18 protein-coding genes are annotated in these 20,078 nt (G+C 56.8%); 10 read left to right on the top strand and 8 right to left on the bottom strand.

Annotated features, from left to right (window positions below):
- Positions 1-2: 2 nt before the first annotated feature.
- Entirely contained in the window at positions 3-977 is a 975-nt protein-coding gene (locus VGH19_21275; protein ID HEY1173910.1) for a glycosyltransferase family 2 protein, read from the bottom strand.
- Entirely contained in the window at positions 974-2,119 is a 1,146-nt protein-coding gene (locus VGH19_21270; protein HEY1173909.1) for a glycosyltransferase family 4 protein, read from the bottom strand. The genes VGH19_21275 and VGH19_21270 overlap by 4 nt, the downstream gene beginning before the upstream one ends.
- A gap of 276 nt (positions 2,120-2,395) precedes the next feature.
- On the opposite strand from VGH19_21270, the gene VGH19_21265 reads away from it, so the two are divergent.
- Entirely contained in the window at positions 2,396-3,628 is a 1,233-nt protein-coding gene (locus tag VGH19_21265) for an MFS transporter (GenBank protein HEY1173908.1), read from the top strand.
- A 50-nt stretch (positions 3,629-3,678) separates the two neighbouring features.
- Here VGH19_21265 and VGH19_21260 read toward each other — a convergent pair whose 3' ends face one another.
- Entirely contained in the window at positions 3,679-4,017 is a 339-nt protein-coding gene (locus tag VGH19_21260) for a hypothetical protein (GenBank protein HEY1173907.1), read from the bottom strand.
- A gap of 221 nt (positions 4,018-4,238) precedes the next feature.
- On the opposite strand from VGH19_21260, the gene VGH19_21255 reads away from it, so the two are divergent.
- Together VGH19_21255 and VGH19_21250 are read left to right on the top strand one after the other, a co-directional pair.
- The gene (locus tag VGH19_21255; GenBank protein ID HEY1173906.1) at positions 4,239-4,691 is read left to right on the top strand and encodes a hypothetical protein; all 453 of its coding nucleotides are present in this window, start codon (positions 4,239-4,241) and stop codon (positions 4,689-4,691) included.
- A 31-nt stretch (positions 4,692-4,722) separates the two neighbouring features.
- Complete coding sequence (locus VGH19_21250; protein HEY1173905.1) at positions 4,723-5,673, top strand: prepilin-type N-terminal cleavage/methylation domain-containing protein; 951 nt, start codon at positions 4,723-4,725, stop codon at positions 5,671-5,673.
- Between the two features lie 50 nt (positions 5,674-5,723).
- Here the strand turns inward: VGH19_21250 and VGH19_21245 are convergent, their stop codons facing one another.
- A complete protein-coding gene (locus VGH19_21245) occupies positions 5,724-8,009 on the bottom strand; it encodes an SEL1-like repeat protein (GenBank protein ID HEY1173904.1) in 2,286 nt (761 codons plus the stop codon).
- A 249-nt stretch (positions 8,010-8,258) separates the two neighbouring features.
- Between VGH19_21245 and VGH19_21240 the strand changes: the two genes are divergently transcribed.
- The gene (locus VGH19_21240) at positions 8,259-9,035 is read left to right on the top strand and encodes a ThuA domain-containing protein (protein ID HEY1173903.1); all 777 of its coding nucleotides are present in this window, start codon (positions 8,259-8,261) and stop codon (positions 9,033-9,035) included.
- A 116-nt stretch (positions 9,036-9,151) separates the two neighbouring features.
- Here VGH19_21240 and VGH19_21235 read toward each other — a convergent pair whose 3' ends face one another.
- Complete coding sequence (locus VGH19_21235; GenBank protein ID HEY1173902.1) at positions 9,152-11,188, bottom strand: VCBS repeat-containing protein; 2,037 nt, start codon at positions 11,186-11,188, stop codon at positions 9,152-9,154.
- A gap of 53 nt (positions 11,189-11,241) precedes the next feature.
- Here VGH19_21235 and VGH19_21230 point away from each other — a divergent pair, with 53 nt between their 5' ends.
- From VGH19_21230 to VGH19_21210, 5 genes are all read left to right on the top strand, one after another.
- Complete coding sequence (locus tag VGH19_21230) at positions 11,242-12,048, top strand: GntR family transcriptional regulator (GenBank protein ID HEY1173901.1); 807 nt, start codon at positions 11,242-11,244, stop codon at positions 12,046-12,048.
- Between the two features lie 61 nt (positions 12,049-12,109).
- Positions 12,110-13,024, top strand: a complete 915-nt coding sequence (locus VGH19_21225) for a dihydrodipicolinate synthase family protein (GenBank protein HEY1173900.1) — start codon at positions 12,110-12,112, stop codon at positions 13,022-13,024.
- Positions 13,025-13,041: 17 nt separating this feature from the next.
- A complete protein-coding gene (locus VGH19_21220) occupies positions 13,042-14,115 on the top strand; it encodes a sialidase family protein (GenBank protein HEY1173899.1) in 1,074 nt (357 codons plus the stop codon).
- A 233-nt stretch (positions 14,116-14,348) separates the two neighbouring features.
- Positions 14,349-15,833, top strand: a complete 1,485-nt coding sequence (locus VGH19_21215) for a sodium:solute symporter (protein HEY1173898.1) — start codon at positions 14,349-14,351, stop codon at positions 15,831-15,833.
- Between the two features lie 18 nt (positions 15,834-15,851).
- Positions 15,852-16,949, top strand: coding sequence for an alpha/beta hydrolase (locus VGH19_21210; protein ID HEY1173897.1), 1,098 nt, complete (start codon positions 15,852-15,854; stop codon positions 16,947-16,949).
- A 5-nt stretch (positions 16,950-16,954) separates the two neighbouring features.
- Here VGH19_21210 and VGH19_21205 read toward each other — a convergent pair whose 3' ends face one another.
- From VGH19_21205 to VGH19_21195, 3 genes are all read right to left on the bottom strand, one after another.
- The gene (locus VGH19_21205; protein ID HEY1173896.1) at positions 16,955-17,842 is read right to left on the bottom strand and encodes a hypothetical protein; all 888 of its coding nucleotides are present in this window, start codon (positions 17,840-17,842) and stop codon (positions 16,955-16,957) included.
- A 4-nt stretch (positions 17,843-17,846) separates the two neighbouring features.
- On the bottom strand, positions 17,847-18,269 hold the full coding sequence (locus VGH19_21200) for a response regulator transcription factor (protein HEY1173895.1): 423 nt from the start codon (positions 18,267-18,269) through the stop codon (positions 17,847-17,849).
- 448 nt (positions 18,270-18,717) lie between these two features.
- On the bottom strand, positions 18,718-19,014 hold the full coding sequence (locus VGH19_21195; GenBank protein ID HEY1173894.1) for a hypothetical protein: 297 nt from the start codon (positions 19,012-19,014) through the stop codon (positions 18,718-18,720).
- Between the two features lie 79 nt (positions 19,015-19,093).
- Between VGH19_21195 and VGH19_21190 the strand changes: the two genes are divergently transcribed.
- A complete protein-coding gene (locus tag VGH19_21190) occupies positions 19,094-20,047 on the top strand; it encodes a uracil-DNA glycosylase (protein ID HEY1173893.1) in 954 nt (317 codons plus the stop codon).
- Positions 20,048-20,078 lie beyond the last annotated feature (31 nt).

Here is a 20,078-nt window from a genome sequence, read left to right as displayed (position 1 = left end):
GTTCAGGATACGCGAGGGACCGGGGGCCTCGCCAGCACCTTGTGGCGCAACGAGAATAGCATACGATACAGTGTACAACCACCCGGAAGCCACGCGCAAAGGCGTTGTGTGCACCGGGCGGCACCACCCGCGCCCTTATCGGGATAGTAGGGGCTGTCGAGATATTTGCGCGCGCGTCCACTTTCCCCCAACAACAGGGCGCGGGTCACGGCACCCGGCAGGAGACCATTCATGAACTGGCGTTTCCACGGCTCAGCTTCCGCACTCACCGGCAAGGGTAACAAGTAATCCGCCAGCCGTTCGCCCCACAGTCCCGCCGTCGTGGCGGATTGGGAATGCGTGCGATACTCCATGAGATACTCCGGATGGAACACAAAACCACCTCCGGCACAGGCCAGACGCAAGAAAAACTCGATTTCGGGCGTGTTCAAGTCCGCCTTGAAACGTAACTTCCGGGCATCCTCAGTTCGTACGATAGCACTGCACATGGGCAGGGCATTGCGCCAGACCCAGCACTCCTTATTGACCAGCCGGCCAGCCGGGATCTGGTCCCTTGAGTAGTCGATCGTATGCTGGCGGCTGGCTTCAAGCAGCCTGTGACCATCTTCATCGATCAGATAATGATTGGCAAAAACTACGGAAACATCCGGCTGCCCCAGAGGCACCAGCTTTTCCAGAAAGTCAGGACACAGCCGGTCATCATCCCCCATCAGCACCAGCCATTCCCCGCGCGCAGCCTCCACAACAGCATTCCAGTTCCCGGCCAAACCGAGATTGTGCGCATTTTTTTGATAGCGGACGCGAGGATCTTGCTCCGCCAGCGACCGGGACCACGGGCCTATCTCCGTTCCGGGCCCGTCATCACTGATGAGCACCTCGATAGGCGCATACGTTTGCGCCAACGCGGCAGCGACCGCTTCCTGCAGGTAAGCGAAGCGTTTGTAAGTGGGCAGACCGATGGTGACTAGCGGATTCAATTGGGATGAACCTCCCGGCGGAGTTGTTGCAACAAGTGTGCGGTCACAGCAGGCCAGTCATAATACTTCCGATAATGAGCGCGGCCACGTTCACCCAAGTCCCGGCGCGTCTCAGATTGGAGCAGCAACTCCGCCACTTGTTTAAGAAACGTAGTGGGATCTTTGGCGTCCGCCAGGGAACAAATACCGGCCCGGCGCAGGGTGTCACCAGTATTGTGGCCGCGCGTCGTCGCGACTGGCGTGCCATGGGCAAGCCCGGCCATGAACGAGGTACGCCGCTCCGAAACTCCGTCGATGAAAGGAAGCAAAAGCAGATCGATGCTCTGCAGAACATGCGAGACATCGGCGGCATCCACATACCCCGTGCTCTGGATCAAAGGCGAGTTTTGCGTTCGGGCCACATCCTCGGCCTTACCGATCAGGATGAGGGCGACGGGGCGACCGGTGGATTGACCGAACTTCTGGGCGGCGAGCACCCAGTCCAGTTGCTTGGCTGCACTCGCCGTTCCGAACCAGCCGAGCACCAGCATGTCCTCCTCCCATCCACGCCGCTTGCGCCAATCACGACGCAAGTCTTTCACCGAAGAAACAGATGCCACCGGAATGGTGCTGGGTGAAGCGGCATAGCTGAACTTCAGCTTGTGCTGCGGCAATTTGGTCTGCCATTCGTCACACCACGCTTGCGTGGAAGTGACTACCGCATCTGCCCAGCGGACGATTTCCTGCCATTGCTGACGATGTGCCCGTGCATACCACGCGCGATTCGGCAGCAAAGACCAGGGGGCCGCGATCTCATGAGCCACAACTATTTGCCTCCCTCGCCGGGCAGTCGAAAGCTGTTTGACCAGTCGTGGAACCATCGGGGCCACACCACCCCGGCCATACATGTGCGGGACATATTGCCAGAGCAACGATGTCTCCGGCGGCAATGCATTCAACTGCGTGAAAAGCGCTGCTTCGTCACGCCAGTCGGCAATATGCTGAACCGTGACGGAGGATGGTGGTGCCTGTGTGTCCGTGGAGGTGATAAGATGAACGGATGTGTGGCGGACAAGTTTCGCAACCAGCAGCGCAGTATAATCAGAGACGCCACCGGGACGAGGTGGATAGTCGGGGCAGATGATGGCAACGGGCGGATTCAACGTGCGGAAAGAAAGTAACAGGCCAGGGCTCGAAGCACAAATCAAACCCGGCTTGCAAAGAATGCCCAACCCGAGATTCAAATACCGGGTCTGCCGGTCCGATAGACCATACTCGACCTGATCTGATGTTTTTAGCAGCCATTTCTACGGCGCATTCAGCACCTCCTTAATCAGTCATTCTCCGGCACGATGTCATTCAAAAGCTGCGAAAACCTGTTCCCCTCCTCGGCAACCTAACCCTTGCCTGCCTGTAAAACCGCTTCTAGTGTCCGCGCCGTGCAACGTGCAACCGGATGGGCCGAGTATGCCGAACTCGCCGCCCTGTTTTTCCTCAACGCCATGGCCATGGGCATGTGGTTCGTGCCCCTCGGCATGGTGCTGGACGCTCATGGTTTGCACAGCATCCGCGCTTACGCCTTCGCCACGTCTGCAGTAGCCGCCTTCATCTCTCCCCTGATCTTCGGTGCCATGGCCGACCGGCGCGGTTCACCCGTCGTCGTCCTGCGTTGGCTCGCCGTGGCCACCGCCATCGCGATGGCCCTGGCCAGCAGTGCGATCCACTTGGGGTGGAACCGCTGGATCGTGCTCGCCACGATTCAACTGCACGCCCTCTGCTCCTCCCCCGGCTGGAGCCTCTCCACCACCATCGTCTTCTCACGCCTGCAAAACTCCAAACGTCAGTTCGGTCCCGTCCGCGCTGTCGCCACCCTTGGCTGGATGGCTGGCTGCTGGGTGGTAAGCCTGCTGAATGCGGATGCCTCTGTGATGTCAGGTTTTGCTGGGGCGATCGTATGGTTGCTCGTATCCGCTTTCACCTTTATACTCCCCTCAGTGCCCCCACCGAAAACGGCCCGTCACCTCACTCTTAAAGAACGGCTGGGACTGGACGCGCTCTCACTGCTCAAAAATCACGATCATCGCGTCGTCTTCATCATGGCCGCACTGTTCAGCATCCCCCTCGCGGCCTTCTACCCTTACTCCCCCACACACATGCGGGATCTGGGCCTGGAACACACCAGTGCCTGGATGTCGCTCGGCCAGGTGACAGAGATCATCGCCATGCTGGGGCTGGCCTGTTTGCTCACCGCATTCCGTTTGAAGTGGCTTTTCGCCGCTGGTCTGTCCATCGGCATGCTGCGCTACATCCTCTGTGCGCTGGATACCAGGATGTCTTTGCTCGCTGGCGTGACCTTGCACGGTTTTGCCTTCACCCTCGTCTTCATCACCACCCAGATATATCTGGATCAACGTATCGATCCGGCATGGAAGGCACGGGCACAGGCACTCATGGCGTTCATGACCGGCGGGGTTGGCAACCTCATCGGCTACCTTGGCACCGGCTGGTGGTTCAACGTCTGCGACCGCCAAAGCGGCACGAACTGGCCACTTTTTTGGAGCGCATTGGCAGGTGTGATCGGCCTGGTCCTCGCTTATTTTCTGTTCACCTACCACGGACGCGGAAATTCACCTGGAGAAACAGCCGCAGACCACGACAACATGCGCGCATAAGTCCATCCCGAAAGCAGCAGCTCAAACCGCAGACAACGCGGTTCCTGTTCCTACTGCCACGCCATCTCGCTCAGATCCAGATGCCAGTTCGCGCCATCCGTCACGCGCGTCACCTTGTTCTCCACCTTATAGTGGACCTTGGCGATGTCCACCTCTGCTGGAATGACGTTCACCAGCAGATCCCCGCTCATCAAAGAGATGATCCGGGTGCGCGTCTCCGGACGCCGCACAAAAGCATACTTGGACCGGTCCACCGCAAAAACATTACCCGTCACCCTCGCCACGCCATTCTCGTATGCCTCCACGATACCCACAAAATGACGCCTCGCTTCGCTCTCAAAATTCCGCCGGTGAATGACGTGAATTTTTTCGCCTTTTTTGAGAATCATAATGCTAAACTAACAACCGCCACCCACACTGAGAAGGGGAAATTGATGGCCGAAACAGACTGTCCAGAACCCATTTCCCAGATGGCCGCTCCCTAGCCATTTTTGCCTATTCCACCTTCCCTTGACGCACTCGTTTAAGCAAGGCTACCCTCTACATAATACATAACCCGCTATTGAAGCAGGAAAACTTATCCAATGGCGCGGTTGTGTTATTCGTACTTATGAAGAAAGCAGTGTTTGCAGCGACCTTGATTGCTATTTCATCCGGCCTCGTCGGCTGCGGTGGAGATTCCGATTCCGGTACCCCGGCGCCTTCCGCTCCCCCCACCGCCGCCGATGTGCAAGTGAATCAACCGCAAAACACTGCGGCCGTCACCCCGCCACCTGCTGGTGCTACAGCTCCTGAAGCACCCGTGGCACCTCCCCCCGGCACTCCGGCTACATCGGCTCCTACCGGCCCCGGCCTGCTGAACAATGTGGAAGCCGAGTTTTTGCCCCACTTGGTCAACCTGAATAACGCCTACCAGTCCTTCCGCAGCATCGAGATGCGCAGCCCCAAAGATTTGAACGAACTGGTCACCGCCAAACGCCTCGATCAGCTTCCACCCACGCCTCCGGGAAAAAAGTATAAGATTGATGAGCCGAACTTGCGCATCATCATCGTCAACGAATGATTCACCAGCCCCTTACTCACAATCCAATCGTATGAAAACTCCGATCTCACGCTTGCGTGCGTTTACTTTGATCGAATTGTTGGTGGTCATCGCCATCATCGCCATCCTTGCCGGCATGCTCCTGCCCGCCTTGTCCAAGGCCAAAGCCCGTGCCCAAGGCGCTGGTTGCATGAACAATCTCAAGCAGGTGGCTACCGCTGCCTCCATGTATCTCGGCGATAACAAAGACAAGATCACCTACGGCCTGGTCCGCATGGATTCCGGCCACGACATCTCGTGGGATGATTTGCTCAGCAACTACGCCAATGGAAGTTTGGTCTTGTCCGGTGATTTCGCCGCCTCTCAAGATTACTGGCGCCTGACCCTGCCCGCTGAGAAAGCCTCCAAGGTTTTCAAATGCCCGGCAGACAAGCTCGTTGTCACCGCCTCTTGGGCGAATACCGCCTGGTATAACGCCACCTACACAGATGTCGCCAAAACCTCCCGGCGCAGCTACGCCATCTCCCGTCACAGCATGGTGGCCACCAATACCGTCTGGCCTCCGAGTCCTACGGCGGAATCTGGCGTTGGTCTCTGGTGGGATTGGTTCTCCCCTGCCGGTGGCGCTGCCAATTTGCTCCAGACTTGGAATACTAAGGATCCGAACACCTATGTCAGCACCCGTTGGGCATATCGTCAGGCGGCTTTTTTCAGCACCTCGATCCAAGCGCCCGTCGAAACGCTCTATATCACCGAGCATATCGATGACAATAACATCTTGGGCGCTGTCACCGGTGGTGACATCAGCAACCCCAACAGTCATTTCACCGGCTCTGCGTCTGGCCAGGGTCCTCAATACCACAATGGTAACGTGAACTACCTCTTCCTCGATGGTCACGTGGAAACCCTCGCTCCGAACGCCACGGTCAGCCGCGCCACCTTGACGCCTGCGACCAGCATGACCAACCCGCGTGGTGTCTGGACGGTCTCTCCTCGCGACTGATCAACTCGTCCTTTCTCAAAAACCCGGAAACATCATTGTTTCCGGGTTTTTTATTTCCGGTTGAACTCCGCCACCCGCCGCATCGCCTCCGCTTGCTCAGTGGCGCTCAAACTGCTCCGCATCTGGTCACGCGTTGTCGCTGCGGCTGCCTGCCCATTATTCACCGCCAGTTCCACCCACTTCAATGCTTCCACCATGTCTTTACTTACCCCGTCACCATTTGCATAAGCCACACCCAGATTGAACTGCGCCGGCCCATAACGCTGGTCTGCTGCCTGGCGGTACCAGCCCGCTGCTGCCGCCATATCTTTGCTTGCACCCTCGCCTGTGGCATGCAGCACACCCATATTGAACTGCGCTTGCGCATGCCCTTTCTCCGCCGCTTGGCGATATAGCTTCAAGGCGGCGGCGGCATCCTGCCGCACCCCATCACCCTTGGTATAGAGAAGCCCTAAATTATAAGCCGCCCCCGCATGCCCTTGGGCTGCCGCGAGCTGATAATACTTAGCCGCTAGTTTGAAATCCTGTGAACCGGCGTAAGTCTGCGCCAGATTATATTGCGCACCCAGATTCCCCTGGTCCGCCGCCTTCAGCCAAAGATCTTTCGCCTTCACGTCACTCTTCGCCACACCTTTTCCTTCGGCGTAGAGCGTGCCCAAGGCTGCTTGCGCTGCCGCATGATTTTGTGCCGCCGCCTTCTCATACCACTTCACCGCTTCTTTAGTATCTTGGAAAACGCCTTCACCCGTCGCATAGCGTACGCCCAGATTGTATTGTGCCGCCGCATACCCCTTCTCCGCAGCTTCTTTCCAATAGCGAACGGCCTCGCGCGGATTCCTTGGCACACCTGCACCTTCATTATGCAGACTTCCGAGATTGTAAAGTGCCGGTCCGTAACCTTGCTCTGCCGCGCGTTTCATCCATTTCGCCGCTTCCGCTGGGTCGCGTTTCACGCCCTCACCATTCGTGTAGAGCAGTCCCAGATTGAAAAGCGCAGAAGCATCCTCCTGTTCCGCCGCCTTGCGCCACCACTTCGCCGCCTCCACCGCATCCCGCGTCGCGCCTTCACCAGAATAATAGAAATAACCCATGCTCGATTGCGCGCTCGCCAATCCCGCCTCTGCCGCCCGGCGATACCACTTCACCGCTTCCGTCAAACTCTTGGCTACGCCTTCACCCTGAAAATACAGATACGCGATCGCTGCCATCGCCGGAGCATACTTCTGCTCGGCCGCCTTCTGATACCACTTCAGCGCCTCAGCTGGACTTTTCTTCACCCCTTCCCCCTGCTGGTAGCAATGCCCCAAAGCATGCTGTGCCGCGAGCAGGTTCAAATCCGCCGCTTGCCGGTAATGTTCCGCCGCCTTGGCCGCATCCGCTTTCACGCCTTCCCCATTCGCGTAAAGAATCCCCAGATTATACAACGCCTCCGGGTGCTTCTGTTGCGCCGCCTTTTGATACCACTCAAGTGCCCGCTCGATGTTCGGGGAAACCCCGAGTCCCATCGCATAAATCGCTCCGAGCTGATATTGTGCCCCGGCGTGGCCAAGCTCCGCAGCCAGCCGGTAATACTTCACCGATTCCGCTACATCCTTCTCCACGATGCCGCCACTCGCATATAATACCGCGAGATTGTAATAGGCCGCCACCACGCCCTTTTCACCAGCGCGTTCATACCATGTAACCGCTTCTGTTTTGTCCTTGGCCTCTGCTTCGCCATTTGCGATCAGCACCGCGTAATTGAACTGCGCCGCCTCCAGCCCTTGCTCCGCCGCCTTGCGCCACCAATCCGCCGCCAGCTTCGCATTCTTCGTCACACCCCTGCCCGAATAATACGCCAGCGCCAGCGAATGTTGCGCCGGTGCATACCCCTGCACTGCCGCCTTCTCCAGCCACCGCGCTCCCTCGCCCGCATCCACGCTCACGCCATCCCCATTCTGATACGCCATGCCCAAGGCATACTGTGCCAGAGCCACATTCTGGTTCGCCGCCTCCCGATACCACTTAGCCGCCTCCGCCAGATCACGCTTCACACCCTGGCCGCTCGCATAAAGATAAGCTGTGTATTGCTGCGCATCCGCATTCCCTTGCTTCGCCGCCAGCAGATACCACTTCGCCGCCTCCGTCAGATCCTTCGTAACACCTTCACCATTTGCATAGATGTAGCCGAGATAATGCTGTGATTGCAGATCCCCTTGCTCCGCCGCCCGCTTCCAACCTGCTACCTGCTCCGATGTCGCCCCCATGACAGCGACCGGCGCCACCGCCAACGAAAACGCCAGCACACCCACCGTTCGGACCACTTCCGCTCGTCGCAAAATCACAGGCAAACGCATCCCAAAATTTTCGCGCAGCTTCGCCAGTGCCGCAAGGCCAATCCCTTAAAAGTAACCATTTCATCATCTGTATTTCTCGGCTCTTGGCGATCTGTGATCGGCCGCCTTCCCCGCTCGTGTATTTCGCACAGTTCGCGGTTGATCTCCCCACCCAAGATTTCCCTCAACCGTGTTTCTTCTGTGTTCCATCAGTGGCTTAAAAACTTTTCCCGCTGTTCATTCTTAGTTGTCGCTTCTAAACTCCCACCCATGATCCATCGCCTCATCGCCCTGTTTGCCGTCGGCGTCTTCGCCCTCGCCACCACAAACCTTTCCTCCGCCCAACAATCCCCCGATGTCAAAGGCAAGAAACCGCTCCGCGCCCTCCTTGTCACCGGCGGCTGCTGCCACAACTACACCTTCCAAAGCGCCCAGCTAACCAATGCGCTGAACAAAATGGTCAAGGTCGATTGGACCGTCGTGATGGAAGGCGGCACCGGCACCAAAGCCCAGATCCCGCTCTACGACGATCCCAAGTGGTCCAAGAAATTCGACGTCGTCATCCACAACGAATGCTTCGCCGACACCACGGATACCAATTACATCCATAAGATCACCAAAGCCCATCACGCCGGCACACCGGCTGTCGTCATCCACTGCGCCATGCACACCTATCGTGCGGCGACCGTCGATGACTGGCGCGAATTGCTGGGCGTCACCAGCCGCCGCCACGATCACCAGAGCAATTACCCTGTGAAGCTCGTCGAAGCCAACCACCCCGCGCTCAAGGGCATGCCCGCCAACTGGGTCACTCCGAAAGACGAACTCTACATCATCGAAAAACTCTGGCCGAACGCCAAAGCCCTTGCCACCTCCAAGAGCGAGAAAGACGGCAAAGACCACCCCGTCATCTGGACGAACCAATACGGCAAAGCCCGCGTCTTCGGCACCACCTACGGCCACTCCGACGACACCTTCCGCGACGAAGTCTTCCTGAACTACGTCTCCCGCGGCATCCTCTGGTCCGCCGGCCGCTTGAAGGAGTAACGAATATCGATCACCTCGGCTTTAGCCCAAAGGGCTAAAAGATTTCAGCCCAAGGCAGCTAAGCTGCCTTGGGCATTTTTGTGGTTAGATGACGCGGCCTGAAGGCCGCCAGAGACTTATTGGCCCGCCGGTGCAACCGGCCTCGGATTCCTCAGATAATACAACCGCCCATCCTCCGCCCCGATCAATAGATCCGGCACCCCATCCTTGTTCCAATCAACCGCCGTCGGATGCGTGTCGTGCCCTTCGATGTTGCGCGTATCCACATTGCCCTTGTTCTCGAAAAGATACTTGCCGTCTTTCTGCGCGACCTGCCGCAGCCATTGAGCATTCTGGCTGTTCACCAGCACATCCAATTTCTCATCTCCATCCCAATCGAGAACCGTCAGCTTGCGACGTCCACTTCCGCCCGCAATCTTCGCGTTCAACTGCAACGGCGCGCCCTTGTCATCACACAAGATGCGTTGCGGCGGCAGCAACACCAGTTTGCTGCCCTCCTTCTTCCGCCCGAAGAATGAGAGGTAACCCTCATGATCCAACATCACGAGGTCCACCAGCCCATCCTTGTTGAAATCCACCGTCACCGGCGTCGTGCGCCATTGCGTGAGCAAGCCTTTGCCTTCCGGGCGGAGCCAGCCGTAGGAGAGCGTCGGTTGCGCGCCTTTCCATTCCACCTCGATCGGTTTCGCCGCTGCCAGCTTCGGCTTCGTGCGCGTACCAACATTTTTATACCACACCACTTTACCGAGAATGGAATTCACGATGAGATCGGGCAAACCATCGCCATCCCAGTCCGAAACCGATTGCGTCGTGTAACCCCATTTCGCTTCTGCCGGTCCTTGGATGGAACCGTTCGGTCCCGCCATGATACGCAGCGTTTTCCCATCTGCCTCAAGCCGCTTCGGTGCCGCCCACTTCGGTTGCTCCACACCCGGCCCGCTGAGGTTTTCAAAGAACGCCACATATCCCGCCGTATCGCCGCATATGATGTCCGTATCGCCATCGCCATCCCAATCAAAGCCGACGGGTGTAGCGAGCGCGCCGAACTTCACCTCATCCGCCTCCTGCTGAAAATATTTCGGCTGGAGGAATTGCGGCGTGCGATCTTTGCTCAGCTTACCCGTGTTCTCGATGAACGCTACGCGCCCATCCTCATCACCCACGATCAAGTCGTAGTCGCCATCCTTATCCCAATCAAACGCCACCGGAACAATCATCTCCAGATCCATCACCAACGGCTTGCCATCCGCCGCCTTCAGCTTGATGCCCGCCGCATACTTCGGAGCCGTGCGCGAGCCGATGTTCTCGAAATACGTGAACCCATCCAAAAACTCACCGCACAAGATGTCCAGATCACCGTCGTTATCGAAATCAACGAAGTTCGGCGAAGGGCAACCAAAGGTATCCAATCGCTTGCCACCTGCTTCGATTAGAAACGGCTTAGCATACTTCGGTTCCTTTGTGCTGCCCTCATTCTTCAGCACATACACAATCCCGTGCAACGGCCCATTCGTCCACTTACCCTGCATATCCCATGCGTTATCCCAGCCGTAATGCGCCCAATCCTCGATACCCACCGTGAGATCCAGCTTCCCATCACCATCATAATCTACATAACGCCATTGATTGTGGCGGATCTTGTAGAAGTCCGGCTTGCTGCCCACTGCGACCGTATGCACGCCCTTCGTCGTCACTTGCAGCTTCACCGCGTTATCTAAACCGGTCTTGAGAAAATCCGGATACTCTTTCTCCGGCGTCAGCACGCGCAATCTACCATCAACATATGAAGGTGTCACATAATGCACCGTCTTGCTGATGCGGCGCGGTGCTTTGAACACCGGCATCTTGTTCTTCGCCGTATCTCCAGTGACATTCTCGAAGATATACACGCCGTTATACGGCTTGTCCGGACAGGATACGACGAGATCGAAATCCCCATCCCCATCTACATCACATGGCACCGGCCATGCCCAGAGGCCGACACCCAAATCTACCGCCAGCCCGGGATTGTTGTATTTGATGCGATCCAGATTCTGCCCAAAGGCAGGAGATGCAACTGCGATCAGAGTTGTCGCAGCGGCCAGTAACGAAAACGCTTTCATGGTCATCGAGTTTGGTTCCGCGAAGGCGTTGAACACATCGCGAATTGACATTGGATATTCCACTGGTATACCAGCAGCACATCTCAAGTAAAGCGAAACCGAACATGCGCGCTCCGTCTCTTCGCAAACAGGCCTACGACCATCTGCAACGGAAGATCCTTGCCGGTGAACTGACCTCCGGCACCGTTGTCTCCGAGCAGTCCATCGCCAGCGAGATCGGCATGAGCCGCACTCCCGTGCGCGAAGCCATCCGCGATCTGGAGCAGGAAGGCGTGCTGGAACAGGTGCCCCGTTACGGCACCATTGTGAAAGAGTTGCAACGCCGCGACCTCAGCGAACTCTACGAACTGCGCGAAGCCCTTGAGCCCTTCGCTGTCGCGCAAGCTGCTGGCAAGTTACCCGTTGAAGAACTCGCGAAACTAAAACGCTTTTGCGATGAAATCGCTGTCCTCATCAAAGAGCTGGCAGATACAAAGCGCCCCGCGCTAGACGCCGCTCAGATGCGCCGCCTGCTTTCCGCCGATCTAGGCTTTCACTTGGTTCTCTTGCGCGCAGCAGGCAATCGCCGCCTCATGAAGATTGTCACCGATTCACGCCTCCTCACTGGCGTCTTCGGCACCCCCCGTCAGGAACACACGGCCGCCGTATTGAAAGAAACCCTCGATTACCACACACAGATTTTGAAAGCCGTGGAGTCTGGTAACCAAGATCGCGCCCGCAAGCTGATGGCTGAGCACATCCGCGTGAGCCGCCAGCAAACACTGGAACATTACGACCAGCTTCACAACGCCAGTGACACCCGCACCATTTCACTCGGCCTGCCCGGTGATTTGCTCGATGAACTCAACCGCATCGAAAGCGGCGAGCCTGAAAAATCAACCACTCGCAAACCCCGCCGCCGCGCCGCTTAATCTTCAAACCCGTAGCCGCCGTCGTCAGACGAAGCTAACCAATTTAATGCCTCCCAATTTCATGACAGCTCCCTTACGCGGCATCGTCCCGCCTATGGTCACGCCATTGCTTGACCGCGATACATTGGACATTCCCGGCCTCGAACGCTTGGTCGAACACCTCATCACCGGTGGTGTTGCGGGCTTGTTCGTCCTCGGCACCACGGGTGAAGCTCCCAGCCTGAGTTACCGTCTACGCCGTGAACTCGTTGAGCGCACTATCAAGCTCGTGAATGGTCGTGTGCCGGTTCTAGTCGGTATCACAGATACTGCATTCGTGGAATCCCTTGCCCTCGCCAAGTTCTCCGCCAGTTGCGGTGCGCAAGCCGTCGTGACCTCCGCGCCGTTCTACTTCGCCGCCGGTCAACCGGAGCTTTCCGAATACATCGAGCATCTCGTCACGGAACTCCCCTTGCCACTCTTTCTCTACAACATGCCTGCGCTCACAAAGGTGAGCTTCGAACTGGATACCGTTAAACGCGCGATGGATCACCAGCGTATCATCGGCATGAAAGACAGCTCTGGTGACATGATTTATTTCCACCGCTTGCTGGAGCTTTCCAAGCAACGCTCCGACTGGACTGTTCTCATCGGCCCTGAAGAACTCACGCCTGAAGCCGTCTTGCTTGGTGGTCACGGCGGAGTGAATGGTGGAGCGAATCTCCACCCGCGTCTCTACGTGGATCTCTATCAAGCCGCTGCCGCACAAGATCTGCCTTGCGTGCGCAAACTTCACGCGGAAGTCATGGCGCTCTCTGGAAGTATTTACACCGTGGGCAGACATCGCTCCGCACTGATCAAAGGTTTGAAATGTGCGCTGTCGCTTATGGGCATCTGCAATGACGCTGTGGCCGAGCCGTTTCAAAGCTTTCGTGAACCCGAACGCGAGCGCATCCGTGCACGCATGATTGCCCTGGGCCTGAAACCCGTGAGATGATCCATCCATTCGCACCCATGAAAACCTCGTTTACCTTGGTGGCTATGCTGTCCCTGGCCACCCAGCTTATCGCCGCCGATCTGTCGCAACAACCCGGCTATCTGAAAGGCGAACTTATCTACGAAACCGCACCGTTCCCTTCGTGCCATGCCTCGACGATCGTGGAATCGAAAGGCGGCTTGGTCGCCGCATGGTTCGGTGGCACAGCGGAGAAAGATCCCGATGTGGGCATCTGGCTCTCCCGTCAAGAAGGCGGCAAATGGACGACGCCCGTGGAAGTGGTGAACGGCGTGCAGAAGAATCCCGAAGAAGGCAAACCGAAGCGCTACGCCTGCTGGAATCCGGTGTTATTCCAGCCGAAGACCGGCCCGCTCATGCTCTTCTACAAAGTCGGTCCCACACCCAGCACATGGTGGGGCATGCTGACGACTAGCGAGGATGGCGGAAAGACTTGGGCTGAGCCGTGGTATCTCCCGAATGGTTTGCTCGGCCCCATCAAGAACAAACCGGAACAACTCGCGAATGGTGACATCCTGTGTCCGACCAGTAGCGAGCACGATGGTTGGCGTGTCCACTTCGAGCGCAGCAGTGATCTCGGTAAGACATGGACGAAGTCTTGGCCTGTGAATGACGGCAAAGCCATTGGTGCGATCCAGCCAAGCCTGCTGTTCCTTGGTGGCGACAAGCTAATGGCGATTGGTCGCACGAAGCAAAAGCACGTTTTTCAAATCTCTTCTGATGATAACGGCAAGACATGGGGTGAGATGACTTTGACCTCTTTGCCCAATCCCAATTCCGGCACCGATGCGGTGACTTTGAAAGATGGCCGCCATCTCCTCGTTTACAATCATACCGAGCGCGGTCGCTCTCCTTTGAATCTCGCTGTCTCCAAAAATGGCAAGACCTGGCAAGCAGCGCTGACGTTGGAAGACGAACCGAAAGCGGAGTTCAGTTACCCCTCCATCATCCAGACCAGCGACGGGCTGGTGCACATCACTTACACCTGGAAACGCCTGCGCGTAAAGCACGTGGTGATTGATCCAAAGAAGCTGGAAGCGCAAGAGATGGTAAATGGCGAGTGGCCGAAATAGTCGAGTATCGTAAGCGCTATGTTTCGACTCACCCCTTACCCCAGCCCTCTCCCCGTTGAGGGGGGAGGGAGAAGAGAGCCGCAATGTCTTTTAGATGCTCTGTTTTTATTATGGCCATCAAAGGCTACCTCTCCTCTCAATGAGGAGAGGTCGATTCCGTCTCTGCGGAACCGGGTGAGGAGTGAGACGAAGCCCATGGTATTCAGAGCTCTCACGAAACGCGATCAGCAGAAATGAACACCCCCCTGCCATTCCTCGACATCGGCGTCATCATCGCCTATCTGGCGCTGGTCGTTGGCATGGGGTTATGGCTCGCGCGGGATACGACGCAGAGTGAGGACTATATGGCCGCGCAGCGCTCGCTGCCCGGTTGGGCCGTCGGTCTCTCCATCTTCGGCTCTTACATCAGCAGCATCAGTTTTCTCGCGAATCCCGGCAGCAGTTTCAAAAGTGATTGGGGTCCGTTCGTCTTTTCTTTGACCACACCCATCGCGGCATGGATCGCGGTCAAATGGTTTGTGCCGTTCTATCGGAACAGCGGCCACGTCTCTGCTTATGAGCATCTGGAAGAACGTTTCGGAGCGTGGGCCCGCACTTATGCCGTCGTGTGCTTCCTGCTCACGCAGATGGCGCGCATGGGCACGATCGTGTATCTGCTGGCGCTGGCGTTATCTCCGGTGGCCGGTGTGAAGGTGGAATATATCATCCTCATCGTTGGTGGGGTGATGACGATTTATACCGTGTTCGGTGGAATCAAAGCGGCGATCTGGACAGGCGTGCTGCAAGCGCTCGTGCTTCTGCTGGGCCCGATCATATGCGTGGTTCTCATCGCGGATAAAACGCCAGATGGTTTTGCCGGCATCGTGAAAACCGGAGCGGAAGCGGGAAAGTTCAGCTTGGGCGGATTCGATCTGAGCTGGAGCAAACCCACATTCTGGGTGGTGCTCTTCTACGGCTTCGTGGTGAATCTGCAAAACTTCGCTGTCGATCAAAGTTATGTGCAGCGTTACGTGACGGCGAAGAGCGATGCCGATGCGCGCCGCAGTGTGTGGATCGGTGCGTGGCTGTATGTGCCCGTGGCCGCGCTGTTCTTCTTCATTGGCACCGCTTTGTTCGCGCTGAAAACCGGTGATCCAACATTCTTTCCCGAAGGCTTGAAAGCAGATGCCGTCTTCCCATGGTTCATCAACAACGCCTTGCCCGCAGGTATTCGCGGTCTCGTGATCGCCGCGTTGCTGGCGGCAGCGATGGATCCGAACCTCAGTAGCATGGCCACGCTCACATACGGCGATATCTACAAGCGCTACATCAACCCCAAGGCTGGTGAAAAAGAATCCATGCTGGTGCTGCGCCTCGCAACGCTCGGTTGGGGCATCATTGGCACCGCCATGGCGCTCTTCATGATCCAGTCGGCGAGCGTGCTGGACCTATGGTGGAAGTTAGCGGGTGTTTTTGGCGGAGGGATGCTGGGATTGTTTCTGCTGGGTTTCATATCGAAGAAAGCGACCAAGGTGGCTGCCCTCGCTGGTACGGTGGTAGGAGTATTGGTCATCATGTGGATGACATTTACTCCTTTATTTCCAGAGAGATTCGGCAAGATGACCAGCCTTTATCATAACTATCTTGTGATTGTGTTTGGCACGTTCGCGATTTTGTACGTCGGCCTGCTGACTGCTTCGTTTCGAGATAATCCTTTTGAAGAAAAGCAAAAACCGTGATGTCATAGTGCCATGGCCATGGCTTTCGCTGTTCTACGAGTTTTCACATTTGCCGCTGTTTTTCTCATCAATTTAAGTGTGGTCGCCACTGATCTGGACGAACGGTTGTCACGGGAAAACCTCCTGCAGTATCGAGATGCCCAGGGTGAAGTGAAACCCGTGAAATCCACACGCGATTGGCAGAAGCGTCGCGCTGAGATCGTGCGTGGTATGGAAACCGTGATGGGCAAGCTGCCGGGCAAAGAGAAGCGCTGCCCGCTGGATGCCAAGGTGGAGGAAGAAACTGATTGCGGGAGCTACGTGCGGCAATTGATCACTTACACATCGGAGCCCGGTTCACGGGCGCCTGCGTATCTGCTCATTCCGAAAACGGCTCTCTACGAAAAGAAGAAAACTGCTGCCGTCCTGTGCCTGCATCCCACGGATAATGTGAACGGCCACAAAGTCGTTGCAGCACTTGGTGGGAAAGCGAATCGTCAATATGCAGCCGAGCTTGCGGAACGCGGTTTCATCACGATTGCACCTGCGTACCCGCAACTCGCCAATTATCAGCCTGACCTGAAAGCGCTTGGCTGGGAGAGCGGCACGTTGAAAGCTGTGTGGGACAACATGCGCGGCTTGGATCTGCTGGAGTCATTGCCTTACGTGAAGAAAGGGAGATTCGGCGCCATCGGTCATTCACTCGGTGGGCACAATTCCGTTTACACCGCTGTCTTCGATGAACGCATCAAGGTCATCGTGAGCAGTTGCGGATTGGATTCGTATCTCGATTACTACAACGGCAACCCAAAAGTTTGGCAACCGGGAGGAGGATGGACACAGGAACGCTACATGCCGAAGCTGGCGCACTATGCAGGCAAGTTAGAGACAATACCGTATGACTTCCACGAACTCATCGGTGCGCTGGCTCCGCGCGTTTGCTTCATCAGCGCACCGTTGAAGGATGGGAATTTCAAATGGGACAGTGTGGATAAAGTGGCGGCTGCCGCGAAACCCATCTATCAGCTTTACGGCAAGCCGCAGAATCTCTTGGTCGAACATCCTGATTGTGACCACGATTTCCCTGACGCGATGCGCGAGAAGGCGTATCGTCTGATGGAACAGCACCTGCGCTGAAGTCTCTACTTCTTCGCTTCTGTGAGCTTGTTGAGCGCAAAGCGCAGTCCAGCCCAGTGTGAATCATCCTTCCGCATGCTCTTCGCCAATTTACGTGAGCGTTTCTGTGCGCCCTCATGAACCGCCTCGTGCAGTTTCAACCACTCACGTGCCATAGGCCGCGGGCGCGCATTGAATTCCGGTTCCAATTCATGCAGCAAACGCGTCGCCGTCTGCCATTGATCGGCCTTCTTCAGCTTCTCACGGCATTCATCGAGCAGTCGCGCATCGAAAGGTAGTGAGTTCTCGAACAACTGTCCGCTTAGTTCCAGCAAGAAACGGCAACGTCGCAGCAGCTCCCGCAATTCCGCCAGTTGTTCCGCCGTCACGCCATCTTTGTCCACATGATCGAGCTGCCGGGCGAGTTCGCGCGTCATCCGTTTCAGTTGCTGTTGGTGCTGCTTGCGCAAGGGCGCATCTGTGAGCAGCTCCAGCGATTCATGATGTGATGTGGGTGAGAAATCCTTGAGCGCCTTCGCTGCGCGTTCGGCGAGGTTCTCCAGATGCTTCTGGTTGCGTTGCGTTAACCGCTCGTTCGCCCACGCGATGGCCGGTTGGTTTTCTTCCGTCTCCAGCTTTTGCAACAGCTTGATCGCCGTTTTTGGTTGCTGCGCTTGCTCCAGGATGAAGCGCAGTTCCGTCAGGAGCGGTTGTGCCTTTGCTTTGATGCGGGATGGCAATGATTTGTCCCCGCACTCGCGCAATTGCTGATACGCACGGATGAGTTTCAGGCAATCGCCGATTCTTCGATAGCGTCCTCGGGCCAGAGTTTCGAGTGATTGCTGCAAGCTGTTCGCCTTGCCGTCCAGCAATTGCCGGAGCTGCACCACATGGAATTTATTTTTAGCGGACATCGGATCAGATTGAGGAATCCATGGTGGAGGCTTGCGCGCGACGGATGAGATTCGTCACGCAGGCCACGAGATCTTGCGGACGGAACGGCTTGAAGATGATCGCTTCCGCGCAAAGTTTTTCGCGGATGGTCGCCACGATCTCCGGTGAAACGGCTGTGAGGATGATCACTGGAGGCATGGGATTCTGGCGCGCCTGCAATTGCCGGGAAATCTCCAGCCCGCTCAGCGAAGGGAGCATCAGGTCGAGGATGATGACATCGAACCGGTTCCGGGTGGCCAGCATGAGGCCGATCTCGCCATCCGCTGCCGTGGTGGTCTTGATTCCGTGCCGTTCCAAGTGGTAGGCGATGAGCGTGGTGAGATCACGCTCATCCTCTACCACCAAGGCTTTGGGTGCTTCTTTCGTCACTATCAATGCTTCGTCCATAAATCTGTATAAAACAGACCATAGAGAAGCCTCTGGAATGCATCGAAACCGTGGCTGGAAGGTTACAAATGGGTGAAATACGGGAATTCTAACGATAACGCATTGGGAAAGGGCGTTATGGGTAAAAATAAACCGGGCGTGGGGATCTGGGGAAGATCCTCCACGCCCGGGGAGTTTTCGGAATTAGTACAACAGTGGGACTATGTAGATTTCCGACCCGAGTGTGTACTCACCCAAGTCGAAACTTGTTGGGCATTCAAAGAACAATCTAACAACTAACCGCTTAGCATCTTTGCCCTAAATTTGTGCTAGTCCGAGGAAGAGCATGCCAGATATTCCAAAAAGGTCAAGTCAGTGGTTTACGGTATTTTTTGAGGCCCCATCCATATGGGCCACTTCACCGTAATTTTCCCCTGAGTCACCACTATAAGTAGCGTGTCGGTGCAGTTTAATCCCCGAACAGCTTCTTCAACTTCTCCCGCGCCTCCTGCTCCCGCTTATCTGCGGCGCTGGCTCCGGCGAAAATGCGGCGGACGAATTCGAAGTATTCGCAGAAGTTCGCCGTATCCTTGTATTGCACCGGTTCGGCCCGGCGCTCTTTGCACTGCTGCGCCACCCGCGCGTCGTAATGCACGCAGTTCAGGCACACTTTCATGTCCAGACCGCATCGGTGGCAGGAATCATTGCGGCCAGGCTGGCCGGAGATCTTCCATTCCCATCCGCATTTATGGCAGTGCCGTGTCATACGGTGACTATAAAGAAGGTTCGCTGGAGGCTCAATTTTTTCGTGAACTCAGCGTCCGGTATCTTACCATGTCCCCAACATGCCGGGTGAATACGACCAACTGCTCGAAGCGACCATCGAGCACCTGCAGCAACTGAAAGCGCGCGGAACACGTTTTGTGACGGTGGATAATGCCGCTCTCAAGGCGCTCACCGCACCTGCGACTGCATCGGCCTCTGCTGCTGCGCCAGCTCGAGCGGCATCACCCGCCTCCGAGGCTGCTCGTCCGGCGCAAAGATTGTCCTCAGCTTTCGCTGTTACTCAGGCACCCGCAGCACCGGCTGTTTCCAGGCCTCCTGTTCCGGCTAGAGAAATCGCAACTCCAGTGGGTGCTGCTGCGCCTGCTCCGACCAAAGCGCCCTTGTCTCCCGAGGCGAAGGAAGCGGCGATGGCCGATCTGCGTGCACGCGCTTTGGCTTGTGTGAAATGCGCGAACCTCGTCGCTGCACGCACTCAAGTCGTCTTCGGCGTGGGCAATATCAATGCGGACATCATGTTCGTAGGGGAAGCACCGGGAGCAGATGAAGATGCGCAAGGCGAACCGTTCGTGGGGGCAGCGGGGCAATTGCTCACGAAGATCATCCAGGCGATGGGGCAATCTCGCAGCACCGTTTACATCGGGAACATTTTGAAATGCCGTCCTGACATGCCGCCGGGTGCGCCAGGAAATCGCAAGCCCACGCCGGATGAGATGAAAACCTGCATCCCGTATCTGCTCGAGCAGATCGACATCATCCGGCCCAAGGTGTTGGTGGCGTTGGGAGCCACAGCGGTGGAAGGCCTTTTCGGCAAGGCGATACCGATCACTAAGCAGCGCGGCAACTGGATGAGTTTTCAGGGCATTCCCGTGATGCCGACATTTCACCCAGCATATCTTCTGCGTAATCAGGCGCCCAGCGAGAAGCGCAAGGTGTGGGAAGACATGCTGGCCGTGATGGAGCACGTGAGCCTGCCGATCAGCGAGAAGCAACGCGGTTACTTCCTGCGCAGCTAAGTAGCTGCTGACGTGAGGAGGCAGAGCTTGC

It is taken from the genome of Verrucomicrobiia bacterium (genome assembly GCA_036405135.1).
In the GTDB taxonomy this organism is placed as follows: domain Bacteria; phylum Verrucomicrobiota; class Verrucomicrobiia; order Limisphaerales; family JAEYXS01; genus JAEYXS01.
This window is presented reverse-complemented; position numbering and strand designations above follow the sequence as displayed.

Bases quoted from the DNA above. Each gene is read 5' to 3' on its own strand.
- VGH19_21255 (HEY1173906.1), top strand. From the start codon at position 4,239: ATGAAGAAAGCAGTGTTTGCAGCGACCTTGATTGCTATTTCATCCGGC.
- VGH19_21190 (HEY1173893.1), top strand. From the start codon at position 19,094: ATGCCGGGTGAATACGACCAACTGCTCGAAGCGACCATCGAGCACCTG.
- VGH19_21200 (HEY1173895.1), bottom strand. From the start codon at position 18,269: ATGGACGAAGCATTGATAGTGACGAAAGAAGCACCCAAAGCCTTGGTG.
- VGH19_21205 (HEY1173896.1), bottom strand. From the start codon at position 17,842: ATGTCCGCTAAAAATAAATTCCATGTGGTGCAGCTCCGGCAATTGCTG.
- VGH19_21215 (HEY1173898.1), top strand. From the start codon at position 14,349: ATGAACACCCCCCTGCCATTCCTCGACATCGGCGTCATCATCGCCTAT.
- VGH19_21195 (HEY1173894.1), bottom strand. From the start codon at position 19,014: ATGACACGGCACTGCCATAAATGCGGATGGGAATGGAAGATCTCCGGC.
- VGH19_21235 (HEY1173902.1), bottom strand. From the start codon at position 11,188: ATGTCAATTCGCGATGTGTTCAACGCCTTCGCGGAACCAAACTCGATG.
- VGH19_21260 (HEY1173907.1), bottom strand. From the start codon at position 4,017: ATGATTCTCAAAAAAGGCGAAAAAATTCACGTCATTCACCGGCGGAAT.
- VGH19_21250 (HEY1173905.1), top strand. From the start codon at position 4,723: ATGAAAACTCCGATCTCACGCTTGCGTGCGTTTACTTTGATCGAATTG.
- VGH19_21225 (HEY1173900.1), top strand. From the start codon at position 12,110: ATGACAGCTCCCTTACGCGGCATCGTCCCGCCTATGGTCACGCCATTG.
- VGH19_21240 (HEY1173903.1), top strand. From the start codon at position 8,259: ATGATCCATCGCCTCATCGCCCTGTTTGCCGTCGGCGTCTTCGCCCTC.
- VGH19_21230 (HEY1173901.1), top strand. From the start codon at position 11,242: ATGCGCGCTCCGTCTCTTCGCAAACAGGCCTACGACCATCTGCAACGG.
- VGH19_21245 (HEY1173904.1), bottom strand. From the start codon at position 8,009: ATGCGTTTGCCTGTGATTTTGCGACGAGCGGAAGTGGTCCGAACGGTG.
- VGH19_21220 (HEY1173899.1), top strand. From the start codon at position 13,042: ATGAAAACCTCGTTTACCTTGGTGGCTATGCTGTCCCTGGCCACCCAG.
- VGH19_21210 (HEY1173897.1), top strand. From the start codon at position 15,852: ATGGCTTTCGCTGTTCTACGAGTTTTCACATTTGCCGCTGTTTTTCTC.